Source organism: Bacillus sp. FSL R5-0712 (assembly GCF_038593285.1).
GTDB classification, from domain to species: Bacteria; Bacillota; Bacilli; order Bacillales; family Bacillaceae; genus Bacillus; species Bacillus safensis.
Map to the genome: position 1 here is coordinate 2,751,045 of NZ_CP151981.1, position 21,545 is coordinate 2,772,589.

At 41.2% G+C, this 21,545-nt stretch carries 19 protein-coding genes and 1 other annotated feature; of the genes, 5 read left to right on the forward strand and 14 right to left on the reverse strand.

Annotated features, from left to right (window positions below; all coding sequences use genetic code 11):
- Window positions 1-51: 51 nt before the first annotated feature.
- The 5 genes from NSU11_RS14040 to NSU11_RS14060 are packed head-to-tail and all read right to left on the reverse strand — an operon-like array spanning window position 52 to window position 4,680.
- On the reverse strand, window positions 52-735 hold the full coding sequence (locus tag NSU11_RS14040; protein WP_342493640.1) for a YesL family protein: 684 nt from the start codon (window positions 733-735) through the stop codon (window positions 52-54).
- A gap of 20 nt (window positions 736-755) precedes the next feature.
- A complete protein-coding gene (locus NSU11_RS14045) occupies window positions 756-2,045 on the reverse strand; it encodes a Gfo/Idh/MocA family oxidoreductase (protein ID WP_171464587.1) in 1,290 nt (429 codons plus the stop codon).
- A gap of 17 nt (window positions 2,046-2,062) precedes the next feature.
- Window positions 2,063-2,587, reverse strand: a complete 525-nt coding sequence (locus tag NSU11_RS14050; RefSeq protein ID WP_024426200.1) for a hypothetical protein — start codon at window positions 2,585-2,587, stop codon at window positions 2,063-2,065.
- On the reverse strand, window positions 2,584-3,696 hold the full coding sequence (locus NSU11_RS14055; RefSeq protein ID WP_342493641.1) for a glycoside hydrolase family 105 protein: 1,113 nt from the start codon (window positions 3,694-3,696) through the stop codon (window positions 2,584-2,586). The genes NSU11_RS14050 and NSU11_RS14055 overlap by 4 nt, the downstream gene beginning before the upstream one ends.
- An 18-nt stretch (window positions 3,697-3,714) precedes the next feature.
- A complete protein-coding gene (locus NSU11_RS14060; RefSeq protein WP_024424886.1) occupies window positions 3,715-4,680 on the reverse strand; it encodes a sugar ABC transporter permease in 966 nt (321 codons plus the stop codon).
- Between the two features lie 231 nt (window positions 4,681-4,911).
- Between NSU11_RS14060 and NSU11_RS14065 the strand changes: the two genes are divergently transcribed.
- Window positions 4,912-7,209: a helix-turn-helix domain-containing protein gene (locus NSU11_RS14065; RefSeq protein ID WP_342493642.1), complete on the forward strand. Its 2,298-nt coding sequence runs from the start codon at window positions 4,912-4,914 to the stop codon at window positions 7,207-7,209.
- A gap of 38 nt (window positions 7,210-7,247) precedes the next feature.
- Here the strand turns inward: NSU11_RS14065 and NSU11_RS14070 are convergent, their stop codons facing one another.
- The gene (locus NSU11_RS14070) at window positions 7,248-7,619 is read right to left on the reverse strand and encodes a winged helix-turn-helix transcriptional regulator (RefSeq protein ID WP_003217763.1); all 372 of its coding nucleotides are present in this window, start codon (window positions 7,617-7,619) and stop codon (window positions 7,248-7,250) included.
- A 155-nt stretch (window positions 7,620-7,774) separates the two neighbouring features.
- Here NSU11_RS14070 and NSU11_RS14075 point away from each other — a divergent pair, with 155 nt between their 5' ends.
- On the forward strand, window positions 7,775-8,962 hold the full coding sequence (locus NSU11_RS14075; RefSeq protein WP_342493643.1) for an MFS transporter: 1,188 nt from the start codon (window positions 7,775-7,777) through the stop codon (window positions 8,960-8,962).
- Between the two features lie 10 nt (window positions 8,963-8,972).
- Window positions 8,973-9,815, forward strand: a complete 843-nt coding sequence (locus tag NSU11_RS14080) for an aldo/keto reductase (protein ID WP_024426204.1) — start codon at window positions 8,973-8,975, stop codon at window positions 9,813-9,815.
- A gap of 45 nt (window positions 9,816-9,860) precedes the next feature.
- Here the strand turns inward: NSU11_RS14080 and NSU11_RS14085 are convergent, their stop codons facing one another.
- The 6 genes from NSU11_RS14085 to NSU11_RS14110 form a co-directional block, all read right to left on the reverse strand.
- On the reverse strand, window positions 9,861-11,360 hold the full coding sequence (locus NSU11_RS14085) for an extracellular solute-binding protein (RefSeq protein ID WP_024424889.1): 1,500 nt from the start codon (window positions 11,358-11,360) through the stop codon (window positions 9,861-9,863).
- 25 nt (window positions 11,361-11,385) lie between these two features.
- On the reverse strand, window positions 11,386-12,246 hold the full coding sequence (locus tag NSU11_RS14090; protein WP_087976618.1) for a carbohydrate ABC transporter permease: 861 nt from the start codon (window positions 12,244-12,246) through the stop codon (window positions 11,386-11,388).
- Between the two features lie 219 nt (window positions 12,247-12,465).
- The gene (locus NSU11_RS14095; protein WP_024424891.1) at window positions 12,466-13,218 is read right to left on the reverse strand and encodes an NAD(P)-dependent oxidoreductase; all 753 of its coding nucleotides are present in this window, start codon (window positions 13,216-13,218) and stop codon (window positions 12,466-12,468) included.
- 46 nt (window positions 13,219-13,264) lie between these two features.
- Window positions 13,265-14,167, reverse strand: a complete 903-nt coding sequence (locus NSU11_RS14100) for a dienelactone hydrolase family protein (protein ID WP_342493644.1) — start codon at window positions 14,165-14,167, stop codon at window positions 13,265-13,267.
- A gap of 130 nt (window positions 14,168-14,297) precedes the next feature.
- A complete protein-coding gene (gene leuS, locus NSU11_RS14105) occupies window positions 14,298-16,712 on the reverse strand; it encodes a leucine--tRNA ligase (protein ID WP_024424893.1) in 2,415 nt (804 codons plus the stop codon).
- Window positions 16,713-16,809: 97 nt separating this feature from the next.
- Window positions 16,810-17,031: a binding site (T-box leader), on the reverse strand.
- A gap of 103 nt (window positions 17,032-17,134) precedes the next feature.
- Window positions 17,135-17,464, reverse strand: a complete 330-nt coding sequence (locus tag NSU11_RS14110; RefSeq protein ID WP_008343006.1) for a DUF4257 domain-containing protein — start codon at window positions 17,462-17,464, stop codon at window positions 17,135-17,137.
- 422 nt (window positions 17,465-17,886) lie between these two features.
- On the opposite strand from NSU11_RS14110, the gene NSU11_RS14115 reads away from it, so the two are divergent.
- Window positions 17,887-18,690: an STAS domain-containing protein gene (locus NSU11_RS14115; RefSeq protein WP_024424894.1), complete on the forward strand. Its 804-nt coding sequence runs from the start codon at window positions 17,887-17,889 to the stop codon at window positions 18,688-18,690.
- A gap of 86 nt (window positions 18,691-18,776) precedes the next feature.
- Window positions 18,777-19,475, forward strand: coding sequence for a hypothetical protein (locus tag NSU11_RS14120; protein WP_024424895.1), 699 nt, complete (start codon window positions 18,777-18,779; stop codon window positions 19,473-19,475).
- A 65-nt stretch (window positions 19,476-19,540) separates the two neighbouring features.
- On the opposite strand, the gene NSU11_RS14125 is transcribed toward NSU11_RS14120, so the two are convergent.
- Both NSU11_RS14125 and NSU11_RS14130 read right to left on the reverse strand, forming a co-directional pair.
- A complete protein-coding gene (locus NSU11_RS14125; protein WP_024424896.1) occupies window positions 19,541-20,851 on the reverse strand; it encodes an ABC transporter permease in 1,311 nt (436 codons plus the stop codon).
- Window positions 20,841-21,539, reverse strand: coding sequence for an ABC transporter ATP-binding protein (locus tag NSU11_RS14130; RefSeq protein WP_024424897.1), 699 nt, complete (start codon window positions 21,537-21,539; stop codon window positions 20,841-20,843). Before NSU11_RS14130 ends, NSU11_RS14125 begins: the two co-directional genes overlap by 11 nt.
- Window positions 21,540-21,545: the final 6 nt, after the last annotated feature.

Consider the following 21,545-nt stretch of genomic DNA (forward strand, 5'->3'; position numbering starts at 1 on the left):
TCTCATCTCTCCTTTTCATTACGGTGACACCATTATAGCAAATGATTCACTTCACTGCGTATTCACCCGCTTCGATTGAAGGAAAGAGGGCTGCCGCTTTTTCACTTCTGCTGTCTCGTGCTCAATATCAAACTCTACCTTTTTAAAGACTTGATAGGCCAGCCACATATGACCGTAGGCGAGTATGCTCACACTAAAAAACGGCACGATTCCCGGTAAATAAGCAAACAGAACAAACAGAACAGCCGAGAAAACAAGCATAGAGAGTGTATATTGCAAGTATGAGATACCAAGCAGAAGAGAGAATTTTAGATAGAGACATTTTTTCCAATCGTAATGAGCAAGCAGCGGAAAAATATAAAATAAGCTCACAATAAACAGAAAACCGAAAATATATATAGCAAAGCGAAGCACATGTAAAAGCCAGCTCGTCGGATAAATATAAGCAAGGTCGACATAAATAATCGTTCCAATGATGAATAGCACCACTCCAATGATGTTAGAGCGTACAAACTCCTCCCTGAATACCTTCCAAAAAGTGCGGAATATATTGACTTGCTCATGACCTTGAATCCACTTTCTCATCACGGAAAATAACGCAGTGGTCGCGGGCATCAAGCCAAAAACGCCAAGCCCTAGAATGGTGAACAAAAGCCATAACAAATTTGTATAGGCGAGTCTCATCACCCACTCACACATACTCAGCATTCTGCTCATTGAACCATCATGATCCATCTCTTTCCCCTCCTCTCTCTTTACACCGTCTCTTTATGAAACAATTCATCGATTTCAATTGGGCGATTTTCTGTAACAGAGCGCCACATGCCTTCCCCAAGAGCAATCGAATAAGCTCCAGCCTCTGCTCCTGCTAAGATGTCATAGTGAATCAAGGGATCTTTTCCTATAAATAAATCAGCCAATAGCAGAGGATCTCCGCCGCCATGTCCACCTGGCTGCTTCACGACTTCAATCGTCTCCTTTGATCCAAACATCGGGTAATAAGAAATTGTTTGTTCTGGGAATTGAAAAGGAATTCTTGATGGCACATGAAACTCATTTGTTTCAATACGCCCCTTCGTCCCATTAATGGCCAGACGGTAGCCTTCATATGGGGCTGAGAATTGAATCGAATAGCTAAGCAGAGCCCCTTGATCATAAGCGACTGACGCCACATATGTATCCTCAATATCAATTTCCTGATCAAAAATGCACGCATCCGGGCGATAGTTTGAGTACTGCTGCGTTTGCTCCTGACCGGATTCAATATGGTCGTCCTCCACCTTCGAGCGCTCAACCCGCGGATTCCACCTTGCTTCATAATGACATATATCCTTCACATGACATGTTCCGCAAAATCTATTTTCCTCCCCCTGCAAGGGATTCCAAGGGCTTTCACTGCCGTAATAGTTCAGCGCCCCGTAGGCAAATACTTGTTTCGGCTTTTGATCAATCCACCAGTTGACCAGATCAAAATGATGTGTCGACTTATGAATGGACAGTCCGCCAGAAAATTGACGTGTACGGTTCCACCTTTTGAAATAACTAGCACCATGATACGTATCAATAAGCCAGCTCAGTTCAACAGAAGTGACCCTTCCAATTTTCCCGTCTAGAATCAGTTCTTTTACCTTTCGATGGAAAGGATTGTAGCGATAATTAAAGGTGACCGTGACCTTCCCTTTACTTTCCGCTTCTTTTTCCATCACTTTTTTGGCGTCTTTTGCTGTTGTCACCATCGGCTTTTCGGTGATGACATCTAGATCATGGTCAAGTGCCTGCATGATATATGTGACATGTGTGTCATCCCTGCCTGCCACAATGACGATATCTGGTTTTGTTTCTTTGACCATCTGATCAAATGCATCTTCATGAAAAAACGAAACGCCCCGGAGTGACGGAAAACGCTCCTGACAAAGTATATACCGCTGATGATCTATATCGAGGAGCCCTGTAATCCGATAATGCTCATTGAAATCCTCTGTGAGTGGTTTAATAAACATATTGAACGCACGATGGCTCAGCCCGCAAATCACGACCCGTTTCACATTCCCCACCCCATTTTCTATTGGTTTTCACGAAGCTGTTTCATAAGAGACAGCGCCTCTTCCGACTTATCAGCATACACGGGAATGAAGGCGACCATATCTCGGTGTAATTGAAAGGTATAGCCGTTGAGTTTTTTCTTTCCTTTATTGATTTGAACTGCATAATCGACCGTTTTCCCTGTCTTTTTGTCCTCGACCGTATATGGTCCTGCTGCTTGATCGCCTATTTTCATCTCTTCCAGCAGCTGAAAGCTTTCAGGATCATCATACGTTCTAAACATTTCTTCTGGAACAAGCATCACGTCCCCCTCTTTTGAGGTAATTTCAACAAGAAGCTTTTCAGGAATCGCCGGAAAGATGTGGACGCTATAAGTCTCTTGTTCCGGCTGAAAAGCCTTCTCCACTAGTTGATCCTTCATTCCCTTTGACATATCAGAAAAAATCAGAACATCGATCCCGTTTGTTTTCCCCTGACAGGCAGATAAACAAATGGCAGCGATAAAACTGATGAGCCATACAGCGGCTCTTTTTCGCCTCCTCATGCCTTTTGAAAAACAGACAGCTTTTCTAGCTCAGTTAACGCCATAATAAAAGCGCCTGCCCCGTGCAAGTCATTTGTGCTCCGCTCTCTTCCAACGTAGTAATCATAAAATCCCGCAGATGTTCCGATACAAATATCATTGATGGTAAAATCACCATTTTCTTTCTCAGCCGTCTTATGCTGAATCAAGCCTTGATATGCTCTGACCACATGATCAATATAACGGAGACCTACATACCCTTCATTCATGGCCTTTGCCATGGCGTACATGAATAAACACGACCCTGAGCTTTCAAGCCAATTGTCACTGTGATTTCCTTTATCAATGATTTGATGCCAGAGACCTGTCTTTTGATCCTGGTACTTTGCCACACTTTCCAGCATGTCTGTCAGCGTTTCCTTCCACACCTTCCGCCTTTCATGATGCTCGGGCAGATCCTCGATCATATCTGCTAATGCAAGGACATACCAGCCAAACGATCTTGCCCAAAATTCTGGGGAACAGCCGGTCTTTTGATCAGCCCATGGCATCGTTTTCCGTTCATCCCACGCGTGATAATACAGACCTGTTTGTTCATCTTTCGTATGCTTTCTCATGAGATGCTCTTGATGAATGACCATATCCACTAGTGACTCTTCACCTTTAAGCTGAGCATACTTTAAGGCAAAAGGACCGCCCATGTAGAGACCATCGAGCCACATTTGATAAGCATAATTGTCTTTATGCCAAAATCCGCCCTCAGACGTGCGGTTTAGCGTACGATAAAGTCCGCGCAGCTTCTCCGCCGCCAGCACATACCGCTTCTCTCTCGTTCGTTCGTAAAGAGGGAATAAAATGAGTCCTGCTTGAATGGCATCAAGCTCATCCCTGCGAAATAATAAATTTCCGTACTCATCAATGAGTGAGTCCGCATAGTTTTTCACATAATCGAAATATTCCTCGTTCCCTGTTGCCTCATATAGCTTCATGACGCCGCAAAGGAAAACCCCTTGATGATAATGCCATCTTCCAGCTGGCGGCAGCTCAATCGGTGTATACGCTTTCATAATAGTTTGTGCTAATTTCTCTGCATGCTCAAGCGGTGATCCCTTTTCAATCGATAAAGTCATTCTTCCTCATCTCCCTTTTTAATAAATACCTTCTTCCCCGAATTTCTTCGCTAAACGGTTTGCCAGCATGACCAAAATAAGTCCAACGGCTGCTTTAAATAAACCAACAGCAGTACTATAGCTGAATTGTCCTTGCTTAAGACCTGCTGTATAAACGTACGTATCAAAAATCTCTGCTACTTCCCGGTTCGTTGCGTTCAGTAATAGATAGACATGCTCAAAGCCAAGCTCAAGCGTATCACCGATTTTTAAAATAAGCAGAACCACAATGACACTTTTAATGGCAGGAAGTGTGATGTGCCACATTTGTCTCAGTCTCCCGGCCCCATCCATTTTTGCTGCTTCATATAGCTGCGGATCTACCGCTGTAATCGCCGCAAGGTAAATGATTGTTGACCATCCTGCTTCCCGCCAGATTACCTGTAAAATGTACATCGGTCTAAACCATTCCTGACTAAGAAGGAAATTAATCTTTTCTCCTCCAAAGAAAGCAATCAATTCATTCATTAACCCGCCATCTACTGTTAACAAAACAAAAGATAAGGACACGACAATCACCCATGACATGAAGTGAGGGATATAAATCATCGTCTGTACAAATTTCTTAAACAATGCCAATCTCACTTCATTTAAAAGAAGAGCTAATAAGATCGGAATTGGAAAGAAAATCACGACATTCATGGCAAATAAAATCAGCGTATTTTTTAATAAGATGAAAAATGTTGGTTCTGTAAACAATCGAATAAAGTGTTTGAAGCCAACCCACTCACTGCCAAGAATGCCGAGAAACGGCTGGTAATCTTGAAAGGCAATGATGAGCCCCCACATTGGCACATATTTAAAAACAATAAAATAAATGAGCCCCGGCAAAATCATTAAATACAAAAATTTTTGACTTAGCAATTGATTAAGTAAGCGCTTTCTTTTTTCACTTTTCAAAGCTGCCGCAGGCACACCCTTGGCAGTGACATCCTCTGTTTTCATTAATAAAGCCTCCCCTCATGCTCATGCATGTGTTAACTGTATCTTAAGGATGAAAAATCCGTCTACAATCATATCAACAGATCATATTTTCATAGGTGATGCTACTCAAAACGTTACATAAAACATAAGAAAATGATCCTAATCTCAGAAAATGATTATTGACAAACCTACCAGATTTTTGGATTAATAAATTAAGGGGAAAAGATTGTTTCGTTTGAAATGGGGGGTTTTATGAAAAGAAGGCAGTATAAATTTTATTACAAGCTTGTGACGTTTTTTTTCATACTTAGTACGATTCCTGTTATCATTGTCGGCATTTTTTCTTATCAGCATTCGCAAAAAACAGCACTTGAAAATATCTCAAATGAAAAGCTCGACAGCGTTAAACAAACGCAATCCAATATTGAGCATATTTTAAAAACTGTTGATCATTCTCTCACTCACTATGTCAGTTCGCCGCCTCTCCTTCAAACACTGGCAGAACCTTTAAATCCAGACCAATTCCAGCTTTATAATCAAGTACAGCAGGAACTGAATTACCTGCAAACCTTCGACACCGATCTTTCCAATATTACACTCGTCAGTAAAATGGAAGACTGGTACATGAACAATTCAGGGCTTTATCATGTCACAAGCGAAGACCAAGAAAAAGCGCTGACCTCTTACCTCAATATACCAAGTCACTCCAGCTGGGCACTTGAAGAGAATAATCCACTTGTTGCGACAAAAGAAGGAAAAGCATCCTTTTGTAAGTACAATGTGAATTTAATCAAACAACTGCCTATGAACAGCGTTCAAAAAAAGGGAATCGCTGTCGCCAGCATTCCAAGCTGCGTCATTGCTGATAACATGCCTGACTTCTCTCAATCAGATAGTATGTTTGTGATCGATACAAACGGAAAAGTGCTGCTACATAATCGCAAAGAACAAATTGGTGAATCGCTGAAACATCAAGATATCGTCAAACATGTGCTCTCACTTGAAAAACGATCAGGGCAATTTGATATGAAGATCGACGAACTCAACTATCAAATCACATTTCAAAAATCAGATTATAATGAATGGACGTACCTATCCTTTGTTTCTATTCCAGAACTTAAGCAGCAAACGAAATCAATCGGGTGGATTACCTTTATTATCTGCACTATTTTGTTAGCGCTTTCATTACTATTTTCATGGTTCGGTTCTAGACACTTTTATAAACCAATCCGCTTATTATACGAGTCATTTGCACGCAATGAATCATTTTTGCAAAAACAGCCTTTTCAAAATGAATTTGAGTTGATTGAATCGAGTATTAAACAAATGAAAGATCAAAACAATGATTTAGAGGAACGGATTGAGCAGCAAGTGACACACTTACAGCAATACTTTATGGTACGGCTGCTGCTTGGAAAGCTGACAGATGAAGAAGTTAACAACCGGTTCCAAAGCTTAGGCTTTCCTCAGGGCTGGTCTCATTTGTCCATGCTTGTGACCCAAATCGATACATTAAAAGGAACACCTTATGAAAAAAAAGATGCTGACTTGCTTTTATTTGCGATCAATGGACTGATCGAGCAGATTATTCCGCAAGAGGAGCACCTTCAGCCAACCGTTGTCAATCAGCATCAAACGACGATTATCCTCAACCACTCAAAGTCAGAAGAGTTTACTGAATATTTAAACCAATTAGCAGAAACCATTCAGCAGCGTATCGAGGAAGAGCTTGGTTTATCGATCAGCATCGGAATCAGCCGCCAGTTTAAAGAACTCACGATGGCAAAACATGCTTACATTGAAGGAAAAGAAGCCTTAAAATACAGACTCAAAGCAGAGAAAAAGTCCATTATCTTATATGAGCATATTCAGCAAGGAAAGACGTTCAAAACCCATTTTCCAAAGCAGCTGCAACATGATTTATTTGATGCGATGAAAGCTGGCGATCAAGGCAAGGCGGATCACTATTTACATGTGCTCCTGCAATCCATTTTTTCTAAAAATGCAGGACCGCACGAATACCATATCGCCCTCGCTCGTTTTTTAAACAATTTAATTGAGCTAATGCATTTGCTGGGCATTGAATTATTTGAAGTCGAAGATAACAAAATGCTCTATGATACGATTTTTGAATTTAAAACCTTTGAAGATACAGAAGCATGGCTGAAACATGAAATCATTCGGCCAATTATTGACCAACTTGCTGCACGTGAAGACTCACAATACAAAAACATCTCAGAAAAAATCATTCATATTATTCATCAAGAATTCGACTCAGATCTCACATTGGATGAAATCGCCACACGCCTGCATTACAATCCCAATTATTTAAGCAGCATTTTCAGAAAGGAAATGGATATCTCCTTTAGTGAATATCTCTCTTCCTACAGACACCATGTCGCTAAAAACTGGCTAGTAGAAACCGATATGTCCGTCAAAGAAATTTCGGAAAAACTGAAATATAAAAACCCGCAAAATTTCATCCGGTCCTTTAAAAAGCTGGAAGGTACTACTCCTGGGAAATACCGCGACCAGAAAAAAGGCATGTAAGACAAAGAGTCCCGCTCTCACAAGAAAGCGGGACTCTTTTATTTAAACTGTTCATTTAAGATGCTGTCTTCCAGCACGGAAAGCGGCTCTCCATACACACGTTCAATATGAGCTGCTCCCCAATCGCATAGCGCATTGAGAATTCTTTCGAGCGACTGTCCGTATTCACTTAATTCATATTCCACTTTAGGCGGCACCTGTTCATAGACAATCCGATTAATGACCCCATCACTTTCAAGCTCTCTCAGCTGCTGCGTCAGCATTTTTTGTGTGATGTTTGGCATGAGCCGCTTCAATTCGCTCGTCCGTTTTTTCCCGTGTGTCAAATGACATAAAATCACACACTTCCACTTCCCGCCTATGACCTCAAGCGTTGCTTCCACAGAGATATTATATTTTTTCTTTTCCATCGAATGTTCACTCCTCTTTGTACGAACAGGCACTTTTTAGTACCTATATTACAAAAAAGTACGTACTTTTTTTTTCGTCATCTATGTTAGATAATAACTCTTGCCGATCGGCTTCGTCTATCAAAATTTCATCACAGAAGGATGTGAACTTACTTATGAAAAAAAAGCAAAACCATTTTGCTCTTCTCGCACTAGCGATTAGTGCTTTTGCTATAGGAACAACTGAGTTCATTAGTGTCGGTCTTTTGCCAATGATCTCAGAGGACTTTGGAGTGAGCGTCAGTCAGGCGGGCTGGACTGTCTCTTTATATGCACTTGGTGTGACATTTGGCGCGCCTATATTGACTTCCCTTACTTCCACGATGAAAAGAAAGACATTGCTTTTGCTCATTATGCTCGTCTTTTTGATTGGTAATACACTTGCCACCATTGCCCCGACTTTTTCAGTGCTGTTAATCGGCCGGGTGATTTCAGCCTTGTCCCATGGAATCTTCATGTCCATCGGTTCTACGATTGCTGCAAGCCTTGTCGTGAAAGAAAAACGGGCAAGCGCGATTGCCTTTATGTTCACTGGTTTAACAGTAGCGACTGTGACAGGTGTGCCATTCGGGACATTTCTTGGTCACGAGTTCGGCTGGCGGACATCATTTGGTGTGATTGTGATCATTGGTCTGATCGCACTGATATCCAACTATTTTCTTGTGCCGTCTCAATTAAAGCAGGGTGTGAAAACATCTTTTAAGGATCAAGCTGTCCTATTAAAAACAAAAAGAATTTTGCTTTTATTTGTCATTACAGCCACAGGGTATGGAGGAACATTTGTCGTCTTCACGTATCTATCTCCTCTCTTGCAGCATGTGACAGGTCTTGCGCCTGGGGCTGTGGCCTTGATCCTTCTTTTATACGGAATCACGATTGCAGCCGGAAATGTCATTGGCGGAAAAGCTGCTAATGCACAGCCAATAAAAGCACTGATCTATATGTTTATTATTCAAAGCATCATCTTGTTTATCCTAAGCTTCACTGCAGGATTCACAGTATTAGGCATTGGAACCGTCATGCTGATGGGGCTGTTTGCTTTCATGAATGTGCCTGGGCTGCAAGTAGCTGTCGTTGATTTTGCAGAAAGATACACACCTGGAGCGGTCGACGTCGCATTAGCTATGAATATCGCTGCCTTTAATGCCGGTATTGCCATTGGATCATTTTTAGGAGGCATCGTGACAGATACACTTGGTCTTGTGCATACAGGATGGGTCGGCGGCATCATGGTCCTCATCGCAGCCATTCTTACGATGATCAGCTATCAAATGGAACAAAAAGAACAAACACAAACCATTTAAAGGAGTTTTTATGATGGAACATTTACAAAGTACAAAAACATTAAACAATGGGGTCCTCATGCCAGGCTTTGGCCTTGGTGTATTCAAGGTGGAAGATGGAGCTGAATTAGTTGATGCTGTCAAAACAGCCATTCAATTAGGCTATCGCAGTATTGATACAGCGGCTATTTACGGAAATGAAGAAGGTGTTGGACGAGGCATACAGCTTGGTTTAGCAGAAACAGGACTGCGCCGTGAGGACATCTTTGTCACCTCAAAAGTGTGGAATGCCGATTTAGGATATGAATCTACTCTAAATGCATACGAAGAAAGCTTAAAAAAGCTTCAGCTTGACTACCTTGATCTGTATTTAATCCATTGGCCGGTTGAAGGAAAATACAAAGAAGCTTGGCGTGCACTGGAAACCTTGTATCGTGAAGGAAAGGTCAGAGCCATCGGAGTGAGCAACTTCCAGCCGCATCACCTAGACGAGCTATTAAAAGATGCAGACATCAAACCAGCGATCAACCAAGTAGAATTTCATCCAAAACTAACGCAGGAAACACTCTATACGTATTTGAACTCTCATGGAATTCAAATGGAAGCTTGGTCACCGCTGATGCAGGGTGAACTGCTGCATCACCCGCTGATCACAGAGCTCGCAGACACATACGGTAAAACACCTGCTCAAATTATTTTGCGCTGGGATGTACAAAAAGGTGTCATCACCATCCCAAAATCAACGAAAGCACATCGTTTAAAGGAAAACGCTGATATATTTGATTTTGTCTTATCTGATGAAGATATGAAACGTCTTTCTGACTTAAATGAAAACAAACGTATCGGTCCAGATCCAGATAACTTCGACTTTTAATGAAAACACCCCCGCTTTTTTTCTTTGCGGGGGTGTTCCTATTGGTCATTTTGATTTTTTAAAGGAAGCTTCATATTCTTCTATGATTTTATTCCCACCATTTGATTTCCACTTCTCTACATCTTTCTTAAATTGATCTTCACTGATGTCACCAAGGATGAACTTATACGTCGCATCATCGATGATTTTCTTCAATTCGTTCCCACGCTCTGATGCTGTTTCTGAATACAGGCTTTCAGCAGGATTGGCAACGATGATGTTTTGATTGTCTTCTTCTAGCTCTTCATATTTAGAACGAACTGCATCCCCTTTATTTTTCAAGTAACGTTTATCAATTCCTACAAGACTGACAAGCGGCTGTACGTCTGTCTGCCAGCCTTTCACTTGGCTTTCTTCCCTGACAAATGTATTCCCTTCTTCTTTCTTATAATGCTTGCCATCTATACCGTACGTCATGAGACCATATACATCTTCTTCGGCAATACGGTCAAAGAAGGCCAAAATCCGCTTTAATTCCGCCTCTGATTTCACGCTTGTTTTAGGGAATGCGAAGATGCCATTATGCCCCCCTGATGCCCACACACGTTCTTTGCCATCTGGGCCTTTGATTCGGTTGATAATATCTACTTTCATGTTTTTATCTGTCGCATCATCTCTCAAGTTCACGGCATCTACCATATTTCCAACATAGATACCTGCTTTTCCTTGTGAGAATAATTCCTGCTGCTGTGTTTTGCTTGTCACTGGGAAGTCTTTGTTGATATAGCCATTGTCGCGCAGCTTTTTCATGTATTTCATTGTATTCATGTACTCATCTGTCATAAAGTCAGGCGTGAATTTCCCGTTTTCTTCTTTCCAGTCTGTCGGCATTCCTTCATATGAACCAAGCGTTTTAAATGCGCCATAAATTAAATCGTTCCGATCCGTAAAGCCAATTGTATCGGCTTTTCCGTTTTGATTCGGGTCTTTTTCCGTAAAGGCTTTGGCTACTTCATACAGATCATCCAATGTTTTTGGTGTATCCAAATTTAAATTTTCAAGCCAATCCTTTCGAATGACAATCCCTTGTCTTGAAAGTGGTCTTTCTCTATAGATCCCATAAAGCTTACCGTCTATAGAAGCATTTTTATTAATCAGTTCGTTCATCTTACTTAAATTTGGATAATCCTTTAAATACGGACCGACTTCCCAGAACATGCCTGATCTGAACGCATTAATCGCAGACGAATTTTTAATGTCTTGAATCGTCACAATTTGTGGCAAATTCCCTGCTGCAAGTGCGGAATTTAAACGATCTTCCTTCACAGCATCAGGTACCCATGTAATATCAAGCTCTGTATTTGTGAGCTTCTCAATCTCTTTTAAAACGGAATCCTTCGGCGGCTGCTGATGATACAAAATCGCCATCCATGTCAGCTTTACCTTTTTGTCTAAATCAACCTTCTCATCTGATGAGTTTGCCCCTTTACTTGAACATGCTGACAGAATACCGCTTGCTGCAAATAACAGAACAAACACAATCAGCCATAATTTCTTTCTCCCCATAAGATCCCTCCGTTGTTCCATCTTTTTAACCCTTTACAGAACCTAGTAATGCCCCTTTGTTGAAATGCTTTTGAATAAATGGATAGACAAGCAGAACCGGAATGGTTGCCACAACAATGACAGCCATTTTAATCGTCTGGTCTGGCGGTGGTGTGGATGAGCCCATATCCGACATATCTCCCTGCATTCCGCTTGAGACAATGACAATCTGTCTCAGCAGCACTTGAATCGGCCACTTCACTGAATCATTTAAATACAGAATGGCAGTCATGTACGTATTCCAATACGTCACGGCATAAAAAAGTGAAATCGTAGCAATGGCAGGCAAAGAAAGTGGGAGCACAATTTTAAAGAAAATCCCTAAATCGTTACAACCGTCCATCTTCGCTGATTCCTCAAGGCTTGCCGGTATGTTTTGAAAGAAGTTTTTCAAAATGATTAAGTTGAACGCATTGATTGCAACCGGTAGAATAAGTGACCAATACGTATCAAGCAGACCAAGTGTTTTCACCACAATAAACGTCGGAATCATACCTCCGCTAAACAGCATCGTGAAAACAACGAGAAACATCAGTGTTCTTCGGCCTTTTAGCTCCTGACGAGACAGCCCGTATGCCATAAGCGAGGACAAAAACATGCTGACAGCTGTTCCAACGAGTGTCACAAGAATGGACACAATGAGGCTGCGATACACAATATCTGTAGAGAAAATGTATCGATATGCCTCTAGAGAAAACGTCGTCGGGAACAAGATAAATTTCTTCGTGATGACCTCTTCTACTGTTGCAAAAGAGGCGGCAATGACATGGATGAACGGAAGCACACATATTAATGCGAACATGAGTAGAAAAGAGTAATTAAATAAATTGAACAATCGGCCTTTAATAGAACGATCTATGTTCATCACGCCCTTTCTTTGAAAGCGTTATCATTTCATCTGAAAGTAAGCTGCAGCCTGTGACGATATCGTGATTAAAATGTAACAAACGGGGGAAGAAAGCGTCTATAATCATTTTGACAGACCAACTGGATAGATCATATCAGCCGTGCTTTTATGCTCATGAAACAAAAGAATAAGATCATTAGCTCATGACATGATTATGCCTTATGCTCGATCATTTTCTTCGAGGATTTCCGTCGTATTGACATCTGGTTCATAGCCTAACTCCAGCTTCGTTTTCTCAGTAGACCACGGCTTTTCTTCATTCTCTGATACTGCATAATAGGTCCCAAAGGGAATATCCGATTCAACCGCTGCCTTTATCATACCTGTAAGATCCTCATGTGACAGCAGAGTTCTTTTTGTTCTTTGCTTTTTGTGCAATGCCTTCATCTCATCTGTTACAACTGTTCCAATTCTTAAATTGATGACAGACATTCCCGATTGATCGTGGAACAAACGTCCCAGCTGTTCGGAAGCAAACTTTAAAATGCCATAGACATTTTTAGTCGCAGGCACATCGTCAGTTGTAATCTGCCGTCCAAGTAAGGAGCGTCCATCCTCTTCATAACGATCCGTCACATGGTTGCTGCTTGCAAAAATGACTTTTCGTATGCCAAGCCGCGCGGCTGAACGAAACATATAATAGGTACTCCTCCAAAAAATATCAGTCATTTTTGCAAATTCTTCATGATCCATCACATCATGCGTCATGTGCATGTTTAGAAGATGCAAGATCACATCTGTATCCCGCGGAATTGCCTCATATACATTCTGTTCATTCGCTGCATCGGCTAAAATGACTCCTTCTACACAGCTTGTTAGATCAATAATCGTGACGCTGTACTCAGCAGAGAGCGCTTTTGTTAAAAGACGTCCAATCACACCGCATCCGCCAATGATGGTGATTTTTTTCATCTGTCTCCTCCTTTCTTTTGACGTAGTATGTCCAAGCGTTTCTTGATTACAGCCACTTTTTCAAAAATCGTGTCGCCTCGTGACGCATAGCGGCTGTTTCAAAATGACCTGCATGAAGACGGGTAAGCTGATAACGTTCTTTCAATGAAGCAGCTTGATAGGTTTGATTCAATACCTTTTGAATCCTTCCAACGCCTTCAGCAGGCGTGAGCTGATCAAGTTTTCCAACTAAGCTTAAATGCGGTCTCGGAAAAATCATTTCTTGAATGTCCGCTGCTGTAAAATGCTTCGCCAAGCTCGGTACATAGTAATAATAGCCATGTCTGTCCAAATTGTTCGTTTCAATTAATGTATGATGGTCCACCTGTGCACAAAGATCAATACACACACTGACCCTCTCATCAAGTGCAGCTGTCCACCAGGAAAGAAGACCGCCCATTGACATCCCAAAGACAGCTAACCTGTCCGCCAGCACATCAGATCGAGACAGCAAATAATCAATCGCACACATACTTTCATACAGCATCATGCCCCACATCACTTTTCCTGTTATAAGCATTTCCTTAAAAATTTCACTTTCTGTTCTCCCTCTTCTCTCACCAAACCCTGCATGATCAATGGCCAGTACACTATATCCTTTAGACGTAAACTCTTTTGCATATGAAGGCGTTTGCAAATAATGAGCACCTTTGAACAACTCTTCCTTCCCATTCACGTAATTCCCGCCATGAGAGTGCTGGAACAGTACTACGGGTCTTTTTTTCACTGTATCCTTCGGTTTCACAAAATATGCAGGGACTTCCTCTACACCATTCATGGAGAGAATGAGAGTTTCCACTACATATGATTCACGTTCTTCCATTTTTAACGTATAAGCCTCCACGCGATGACGTTCTGGCATTTCTCCTAACAGACTGAGCAGTTGTTCACGTTTGCTTTCCTTTTCCATTGACGTCACTCCTCATTTTCTTGATCACCTGTTAAAATACGAGACCGATGCGGGAATCACCTTGTTTTCGACAAAATTATGTCCCGGGAAATAAAGAACACCCACCGGTTCATACCGATGGGTGTCATCATTAGTTCGCAACAATATTGACAAGCTTCCCAGGAACTGCAATCACTTTACGAATGGTTTTCCCTTCAAGCTGTTCTTTTACACGTGCATCATTTTTCGCAAGCTCTTCTAACTGCTCCCTTGTTGCATCAGCAGGAACGGTTAATTTTGCTTTTACTTTACCGTTAAGCTGTACAACAATTTCTACTTCATCGTCGACAAGCTTTGACTCATCATATTGAGGCCATGCTTCATAAGAAATAGATCCTTCATGACCAAGTTTATTCCAAAGCTCTTCTGCTAAATGCGGTGCAATTGGAGAAAGAAGCTTTACAAAGCCTTCTGCATATTCTTTCGGCAGTGTATCCGCCTTATAGGCATCGTTGATAAACACCATTAATTGTGAAATTCCTGTATTGAAACGCAAGCCTTCATAATGATCCGTTACCTTCATAACTGTTTCATGATAGCTGCGTTCTAATGCGCCGCCAGATTGCTCTGTCACTTTATCACTGAGTGAACCATCTTCATTTGTAAAAAGACGCCATACACGATCAAGGAAACGACGAGCGCCATCAAGTCCTGTTTCAGACCAAGCAATTGATGCATCTAAAGGTCCCATGAACATTTCATAAAGTCGTAATGTATCCGCACCATGAGATTCTACGATATCATCTGGGTTGACCACATTTCCTTTTGACTTACTCATTTTTTCATTGTTTTCCCCAAGAATCATACCTTGGTTGAACAATTTCATGAAAGGTTCTTTTGTTGGAACAACACCGATATCATACAAGAACTTATGCCAGAAGCGTGCATATAGAAGATGTAGTACAGCGTGTTCTGCTCCGCCGATATACACATCAACTGGAAGCCATTTCTTCAACTTTTCAGGAGAGGCAAGCTCTTCTGTGTTATGAGGATCAATATAACGTAAGAAATACCAGCAGCTGCCTGCCCATTGCGGCATTGTATTCGTTTCGCGGCGGCCTTTTTTACCTGTAACAGGATCTACAACCTCAACCCAGTCTTTAATATTGGCTAATGGTGATTCACCTGTCCCACTTGGCTTAATCTCTGTCGTCTTAGGCAAGATCAGTGGAAGCTCTTCTTCTGAAACAGCTGAAGATGTTCCATCCTCCCAATGAATGATTGGAATCGGCTCACCCCAGTAGCGCTGACGGCTGAACAGCCAGTCTCTTAAACGATATGTGACTTTCTTTTCACCTTTTTGATGTTCTTCAAGCCATGCAATCGCTTTTTCAATCGCTTCTTCTTTTCCTAAGCCATTTAGGAAATCAGAGTTAATGTGCTTTCCATCACCTGTGTAGGCTTCTTTTTCAATGTCTCCGCCTTCTACAACTTCTTTAATTGGAAGATCAAAGGTTTTGGCGAATTCATAGTCACGTTCATCATGGGCAGGAACCGCCATAATGGCTCCAGTTCCATAAGTCGCCAGCACGTAATCGGCAATCCAGATCGGCATCTTTTCACCATTTAAAGGATTGATGGCATACGCTCCTGTGAAAATACCTGTCTTCGTTTTAGCAAGATCTGTCCGCTCTAAGTCACTCTTTGATTGAATCTCTTTGATATACGCTTTGACAGCTTCTTTTTGAGCATCTGATGTAATTTTTTCAACAAGTGCATGCTCTGGTGCAAGTACTGCATATGTTGCGCCAAATAGTGTATCAGGACGCGTTGTGAAAACCGTAAACTGTTCGTCATGTCCTTCTACTTCAAAATGAACGTGCGCACCTTCAGAGCGTCCGATCCAGTTACGCTGCATATCTTTTATGCTTTCAGGCCAATCAATGTCCTCTAAATCTTCTAACAGCCTGTCCGCATATGCTGTAATCTTTAGCATCCACTGCTTCATAGGACGTCTTTCAACAGGATGGCCTCCGCGTTCACTTTTTCCATCAATGACTTCTTCATTTGCAAGCACTGTGCCAAGCGCTGGGCACCAGTTCACTGGTACTTCATCGATATAGGCCAATCCTTTTTCGTACAATTTTAAGAAAATCCATTGTGTCCATTTGTAGTAATTCGGATCTGTCGTGTTGATTTCTCGATCCCAATCATACGAGAACCCTAGTGATTGAATTTGGCGGCGGAAGTTATTGATGTTCTCTTCTGTAAAGGCCGCCGGGTCATTTCCTGTATCAAGTGCATACTGTTCTGCCGGGAGACCAAATGCGTCCCATCCCATTGGATGAAGAACATCATATCCCTGCATACGTTTCATGCGTGATAGAATATCCGTTGCTGTATAGCCCTCAGGGTGCCCGACATGAAGCCCTGCTCCTGATGGATATGGAAACATATCAAGTGCATAAAACTTCGGTTTATCTTCCGAGTCAGATGTGGCGAATGTTTTATGTGTCAGCCAATAATCCTGCCACTTCTTTTCAATTTCCCGATGCTGAAAACTCAATGTGAAAACCTCCTTTAATATGTACGGCTTTATCTGCTTAGATGACCACTGCAAGAATTCAGATTTTTCTAAAATCAACAAAAAACCCTCATCCCTGGAAAGGGACGAGAGATTTTTTGGTTCCCGCGGTACCACCCTTGTTAGCGTAACATGCTGTTCATACGCTCACTTAATATCTTTAACGCAGACATGCGACAGAAGCTTTAACGCAACTGCAACTCTGAGGCGAGTTCAGAAGCAGATTTGATTGACTTTCACCAGCCGTCAATTCTCTAAAGACAAATACTGCTTTCCTACTACTCCTCTTCACTGTTCTTATCGTAACCGTCATCTAAGTAGTATTTTATAGAATTATGATCATAAGTGCAAGCAGGTTTGTATACAATGGGAATGTACCCTAGACTAGGGTAAAGTAGAGGATATTATTCGTGTGGAGATCGGTTATGACGGTTGGAGCCTGCATCCTGTGAACGTTCTTCTCTCACAAAATCGAAGCTTCGCAGAACTGCTTCTCCTCCGTAACCTGAAATAATGGATAAGATGATCAAGTGCAGACTAGATTCGGGATTTGAGGATAAGACAAGCAGTGTAGCGGCAATCATCCCAACGAGCCAATCTTCAATAAACCCTAAGTAAATAAACTTTTTTGTCATTCTGGGCTTCTCTAGCCTGCCTTTTTTCTTTACGTGACCGAGAATGCCCATGACCCCTCCAATGGCGCAAGCAATAATGACTTGTTGCAGCATTTTCATCACCTTCCTAAAGCCCTTAGAATAGTAAAGCGACTTCAGGCTGTCCAGCCCCCTGTAATGCCATTCTGCTGTTCCGTCATAATCCATGTAAAAGGTCTATTCTCTCTAACGAAGAAAAAAAGCTTGTTTCTTCCATTATATGTGAATGACCTAAAAACAATCTTGATGCATTGGAATCATTTTCATCTAATCCATATTAACTATTTTTGTCATTTTATGAATGATGAGTAATTGATTCCTTCTTTTTCTAATGAAAAGTCTTCTTACTTACTCTATTCTAATGGAGGACAAACTATGATGACAAATTTAACAAAGCGTTTGCAATCGTTGAAACAGAACATATGTTATGTTACGTTTAAAAGGATTCATTTGGTTGAAAAGACAACCATTTGATATGTCTTATAGCAGCAAAGGAGGGTAATATGGTCAGCTCGAACATTTTCGGCTTTCAAAAACAGCTTGAACTCATCAAAAAAGCGCTGGATCATGCGCGGATCGGTGTTGTCATTACAGACCCTTCCTTAGAGGATAACCCTATCGTTTATGTGAATCACGGCTTTACACAAATGACTGGATACAAACCAGATGAGATTCTTGGTCGTAATTGTCGATTCCTTCAAGGAAAAGACACGGATCAAAAGCAGCTTGCTTTAATTCGTCATGGAATTCAAAACAAAACACCTATTACCACACAGCTAAAAAATTATAAAAAAGACGGTACTTTTTTTTGGAATGAACTCAATATAGATCCTCTATACATTGAACAAGATGACAAAACATTTTTCATTGGTTTTCAAAAGGATATTACGAAACAGAAAGAATATGAACAGCTCCTAGAAGATTCCTTACAGGAAGTCACCTCTCTTTCGACGCCAATCGTCCCAATCAAAAATGGTGTATCTGCTCTTCCGCTTATCGGAAAATTATCTGAAGAACGCTTTGATGCCATTGTCGCTAAGTTAACCTGTATATTAGATGATTCAAAGGATGATTATTTAATTGTCGACCTTTCTGGTTTAATCGATGTCGATGATTCCGTCGCAGCACGCATTTTCAAACTGCATCATCTCCTCAATTTAACTGGAACCGAACTAATCATCACTGGGATCAAGCCGCAGCTTGCACTGAAAATGAAAGACCTCGATACAGATTTCCAGAATACGATCACTTATTTGACAGTAAAAGAAGCCATAAAAGGATTACCATTAGCTGAAAACCCTGTGTAAACAGGGTTTTTTTAATTGAACCGCTCCCCAAAATGGAAAAATGAGGTATGATAGGTGTAAATAGCAATTTAGGGGGGCTGTTAGATATGTTTTTACTCATATTAGGTCTTTTATGTGTTTGTTTTGCCATCGGGTATGCTGTCAATTTCTTCTTACTCAAACGCAAGAACGAGCTGATTTTTTCAAAGAAACTTTTTTATCCTTTTTTGATCATTGGTCTCTTCTTTTCCATTATGTCATTACCGCTTACTGCTGGAAATGCGCCAAAGGCACAAGCCGATCCATCTTCCGAACAGCTGTTAAAGGATCAAAAGGAACTCTCATCTGACATTTCGCGCTTAAAAGCTGATAAAGAGTCGCTTACCTCCTCTTTAGAAGAAACGGAGAAGGAAAAAGAAAAGCTGGAAAAAAAGCTAGAAACCATCACCTCAGAAAAAGAAACGGTCAAGCAGCAAGAGAAGACCATTCAATCGCTTGAAGAGAAAATAGACAAGATCACCTCCAGCAATGAAACACTCAAACAAGAAATCAAGAATAGCAGCAGCGATACGAAGTCTTCCACCGTCCAGCGCTCCGCACCTAAAGATGAAGGAAAAAGCACAGGCGGTCATGAATCACAAAAGGAAACAAAAAAAGAATCGGCTGCCTGTAACATTAAAGGGAGTGTCAATGGTATTTACCACACACCAAGCAGCAGATACTACTCTAGAACAAAGAATGTAACCAAAATGTTCTGCTCAGTAGAAGAAGCAGAGCGTGCCGGATACAGGGCACCTAAGCAATAGCAATGTTTAATTAAGATAAAAAAGAACCTCCTGAGCGCCCAATCGGGTTTACAGGAGGTTCTTTTTTAGATTTCTCTTCTTAAAGCTGCTAATACATTCGTTTTTGTTGCCTTACGTGCCGGGTTAAGCCCTGAAATGATCGCTACCCCTGCGCTGATCACTGTCGCTGTAATGACAAGGCTGAGTGGAATATAGGAAAAAGTAATCGAGAATTGATCGCTTGATCCTCCCTCAGACATGGACGACAAAATGGCTGGGATGATTAAATTAACGGCGAAACTAATCAAATATGAGATGATAATACCGATGATTGATCCGATGACTCCAATATAAGCACTTTCCATTAGGAACATCCGCTTGATAATGGATGGATTCGCGCCAATGGCTTTCATAATCCCAATCTCTTGTGTTCGCTCTGTTACCGCCATGGTCATCGTATTGAAAATTCCGATGGCAGAAATAATGACTGCAATACATCCGACAAAAATGAGTCCAATTTTGAAGACCGTAAAGAACATATCCATTCCTTCAAGCTGGTTCGTCACAGAGATAACTTGATAGCCCTCATCTGTCAGTTTATTCGTGAGCGTACCGACATTGTCGAATTTATCTGCATAAACAGAAGTCATTTTCTCGACATTTCCTGCTTCAGGAGACAGGTCGAGTATTTGACCAAATTCTTTTTCATAAGCATTCGGAATCAGAATTTTATGATCCTCCTGCCACTCCAAATTCGGCTTTTTCAAAACACCTACTACACGGAAATCAAATGTTTTTTCTTTAACGACTTCACCTTCTTCATTTAGTTTTGGCACTTTGATTTGAATCACTTTATTTAAAATATCCTTCGTGTAGCCTTTTGGCTCCTTCGGTGTTTCTTCCCCATTTGACGTCTGGTTTAATTCTTTTTCATAGGCTTCGCGTTCTTTTTTTGTCCACAGTTGCTGCGCCATATGATACCCAACCACAATTTCGTTCGCTGATGTTGGGACTTTTCCTCGGTCTAGCTCAAGCCCTGCTTCTTTTTCCTCTTTCATATCAGTCAAAGCAGCCTGCGTTTCACTTGAACGGTTATCGAGCTCGACGTTAACCGATGGATTGATTGCCGTTCTTGAGACGACAGATTTCACATGATCATATTTCTTTAAATCATCAATCTTAACGTCTCCTTTTTCTTTTCCTAACACTTTAATTTCAGTGATGATTTGCTGTTTCATAATTTCATCTTGAGCTGATTTTTGCAAACCAAAACCGACAGACGCTAGAACGATTAAGAAAGAGCATGCCATTGTCGTCGCAAGAATGGTCATAAACACACGCAATCTATTTTTCTTCATATTTCTTCTAATGAATTTGACCTGATCTCTAAATTTCAATGGATTGTTCCCCTTTCTTTAATACACCGTCGTGAAGCTGGAACGTTGTGTCTGCGATTGAAGCGACTTCATCGTCATGTGTAATGATGACAAATGTAATTCCTTTTTCGCGATTGAGCTGCTGGATAAAGGCTAAAATTTCTCCTTCAGTTTCTGAATCCAGACTCCCAGTTGGTTCATCCGCTAAAATAATAGATGGATTTAAAATCAAGGCTCTTGCAATACTCACACGCTGCTGCTGTCCGCCTGACAGCTCATTTGGGTAATGTCCTGCGTGATGTTCAAGTCCTACTCGCTTCAGCATTTCTTTTACTTTCGCCTTTCGTTCAGACGGCTTCACACCTTTTAAAGTAAGCGGAAGTTCAACATTCTCATACGTTGTTAAGCTCCCGATCAACTGAAAGCTTTGAAAGATAAAGCCAAAGTGATCTAAGCGAAAGTCTGCCCATTCTTTTTCATTAAAGCCGGTCACATCGGTGCCATCAATGACAATTTTTCCGCTCGTTGGCGTAATATAGCCTGATATTAAGTTTAATAAAGTCGATTTCCCCGAACCACTTCGTCCAACAATACAAGCAATATCGCCTCTTTTGATGGACAGGTCAATCCCTTTCAGTACAGGAATTTCATTTTCCCTGCCCTTTTTACCAATTTTAAATACATGATCTAATGCTTGAATCTGAATCATCTCTAC

What these genes read in the sequence shown, in the direction of transcription:
- NSU11_RS14040 (WP_342493640.1), bottom strand. Translation starts at nt 735, where the DNA reads ATGGATCATGATGGTTCAATGAGCAGAATGCTGAGTATGTGTGAGTGG.
- NSU11_RS14050 (WP_024426200.1), bottom strand. Translation starts at nt 2,587, where the DNA reads ATGAGGAGGCGAAAAAGAGCCGCTGTATGGCTCATCAGTTTTATCGCT.
- NSU11_RS14055 (WP_342493641.1), bottom strand. Translation starts at nt 3,696, where the DNA reads ATGACTTTATCGATTGAAAAGGGATCACCGCTTGAGCATGCAGAGAAA.
- NSU11_RS14060 (WP_024424886.1), bottom strand. Translation starts at nt 4,680, where the DNA reads ATGAAAACAGAGGATGTCACTGCCAAGGGTGTGCCTGCGGCAGCTTTG.
- NSU11_RS14065 (WP_342493642.1), top strand. Translation starts at nt 4,912, where the DNA reads ATGAAAAGAAGGCAGTATAAATTTTATTACAAGCTTGTGACGTTTTTT.
- NSU11_RS14070 (WP_003217763.1), bottom strand. Translation starts at nt 7,619, where the DNA reads ATGGAAAAGAAAAAATATAATATCTCTGTGGAAGCAACGCTTGAGGTC.
- NSU11_RS14075 (WP_342493643.1), top strand. Translation starts at nt 7,775, where the DNA reads ATGAAAAAAAAGCAAAACCATTTTGCTCTTCTCGCACTAGCGATTAGT.
- NSU11_RS14080 (WP_024426204.1), top strand. Translation starts at nt 8,973, where the DNA reads ATGATGGAACATTTACAAAGTACAAAAACATTAAACAATGGGGTCCTC.
- NSU11_RS14085 (WP_024424889.1), bottom strand. Translation starts at nt 11,360, where the DNA reads ATGGGGAGAAAGAAATTATGGCTGATTGTGTTTGTTCTGTTATTTGCA.
- NSU11_RS14095 (WP_024424891.1), bottom strand. Translation starts at nt 13,218, where the DNA reads ATGAAAAAAATCACCATCATTGGCGGATGCGGTGTGATTGGACGTCTT.
- NSU11_RS14100 (WP_342493644.1), bottom strand. Translation starts at nt 14,167, where the DNA reads ATGGAAAAGGAAAGCAAACGTGAACAACTGCTCAGTCTGTTAGGAGAA.
- NSU11_RS14110 (WP_008343006.1), bottom strand. Translation starts at nt 17,464, where the DNA reads ATGAAAATGCTGCAACAAGTCATTATTGCTTGCGCCATTGGAGGGGTC.
- NSU11_RS14115 (WP_024424894.1), top strand. Translation starts at nt 17,887, where the DNA reads ATGGTCAGCTCGAACATTTTCGGCTTTCAAAAACAGCTTGAACTCATC.
- NSU11_RS14120 (WP_024424895.1), top strand. Translation starts at nt 18,777, where the DNA reads ATGTTTTTACTCATATTAGGTCTTTTATGTGTTTGTTTTGCCATCGGG.
- NSU11_RS14130 (WP_024424897.1), bottom strand. Translation starts at nt 21,539, where the DNA reads ATGATTCAGATTCAAGCATTAGATCATGTATTTAAAATTGGTAAAAAG.